Raw genomic sequence first — 1,917 nt, 5'->3', positions numbered from 1 at the left:
ATTATCTCCTACTCGATTGTATAAATGAAAACCACCTGCTATGCAGGTGGTTCTAAAAAGCTTTTAGCGTGGTAATAAAATAATAACTGGAGGAAAAAACATCTAATATTAAGAGAAGCTATTCATAGGCTAACAAGTAATAGTAAAAAAAGAGTTCATTTTATTTTGAGAGTAAAGATAAAGGTTAGATGATTATTTATGTGGAGATGAAAAAAAGTAGGTCTTAAAGAGACAAAGAAGATGTAAATGATAAGCGTAGGTGTAAATAGGTAGTTGAAAAGATGAAATTAAGAGAGGAGACTAGAAATCCTTTGAGGATTAACGGAGAATGTGGTGCAGAAGTTAAGAAATTCAGAAGGCCTTTCAGGCCTAGGCCGGTAAAATAGGCTTTTAGCCGCAGAGAAAACCACCAGTTCTACTGGTGGTTTTTTTTGTAAATGAATAAGAAAAAATTGAATATACTAAATAGCAATAGACTAATGATAGACATAGTAAATCTATAAGAATAATTATGTTATTTATAAATAGAGGAGTGTGAATTAAACGATGATTACGACTATAACGTTGAATCCTGCATTAGATAAATTAATGCAGATTGATGCTCTAAATATTGGCGAAACGAATCGCACTGAAATTTTGAGTGAATCTGCTGCGGGTAAAGGGATTGATGTAGCTAAAGTGATTCGAGATTTTAATCGCGAAGTAAATGCCACTGGTTTTTTAGGCGGAATAGTGGCACCTATTTTTAAGCAATGCTTTCAAGATGAAAAAATTAATGATCATTTTATTAATATTAAAGGCACAACGCGTACAAATATTCAATTATTTGATACTAAAGGAAAGCGCACAGAATTACTTGAAAAAGGACCTGAAATTGAAACAAATGAATTAACGGAGCTCTTACATAAGGTAGAAGAGTTAGCAAAAAAAAGTACAGTTGTTGCGATTTGTGGGAGTGCACCTCGAGGAGTTGATGAAGATTACTTCACTAAACTTATTCAACTTTGTAAAAACTACTGTGATAAGGTTATTGTAGATACATCAGGATCTTTATTGAAAGTCGCTATTGAACAAAAACCATGTTTAATTAAACCGAATCAAGATGAAATGCTTGAGTTAATGGGAGTTAAATCTGCGACTCAAGATCAAATGATTGAGTTTGCTCAAGAAATTTGTCGACAAGGGATTGAGTATGTTCTAATTTCATTAGGAAAAGAAGGGGCAATGTTAGTCTCAGAACAAGGTGCTTGGAAAGGAAAGGCGCCAGAAGTTGAAGTTAAGAGCACACTTGGATGCGGTGATACCGTTGTGGCTTCAATGTGTATCTCTTTCGCAGAAGGTGACCAGCCGGAAGAGATGTTAAAAAAAGCAATTGCTTTATCGAGTGCGAATGCTATGACTTTTGAGACAGCTCATGTGATTGAATCTGATTATAAATCTCTATTGCCTCGCTGTCATGTTGAAAAAATTAAATAAAAGAAATCCAACACCTCTAGCGTAATTGATGTTAGAGGTGATTTTTATGTTTGATATCAGTGGACGAGAATGGATAGAGGAAGAATATTTACGACTTCATGAGCAAGGATTGGTTCAGGAAAAGGACGTCGTAAAGGTGATAGGGGTTCACAATCAAATGTGTGAGCGCTGTTTGAATCAATCTGATGAATGGTTTGGTACTTTTACTTACAAGGAACAATTGATTACCTATTGTCGCCAATGTTTAGATTTTAAAATGGTAGATAACTGTCATTATTTATATCGCTCATTAATGCCTGCAAAAATAACAGACAATGCTCATGTATTAAATATAGATTTTAAACTCTCTTCACTTCAACAAAGAGCCTCTGATTTTGCTAAAGAGATTTTAGAAGCAAATGATTTAGGCCTGATCTGGGCTGTATGTGATGCTAGTGTATG

Annotated in this window: 1 protein-coding gene and 1 pseudogene; both read left to right on the top strand. The window is 34.4% G+C overall.

What is annotated here, in order from left to right; translation table 11 throughout:
• Positions 1-546 precede the first annotated feature (546 nt).
• On the top strand, positions 547-1,476 hold the full coding sequence (gene pfkB / locus NEH74_RS13340; protein WP_055305623.1) for a 1-phosphofructokinase: 930 nt from the start codon (positions 547-549) through the stop codon (positions 1,474-1,476).
• A 46-nt stretch (positions 1,477-1,522) separates the two neighbouring features.
• Positions 1,523-1,917: pseudogene (locus tag NEH74_RS13335) on the top strand (helicase); the annotation flags it as partial.

The organism is Turicibacter sp. GALT-G1, assembly GCF_025594995.1.
Classification (GTDB): Bacteria; Bacillota_I; Bacilli_A; order MOL361; family Turicibacteraceae; genus Turicibacter; species Turicibacter bilis.
Note: the sequence above shows the minus strand (reverse complement) of the source record. Positions and strands in the feature narration are given on the sequence as shown.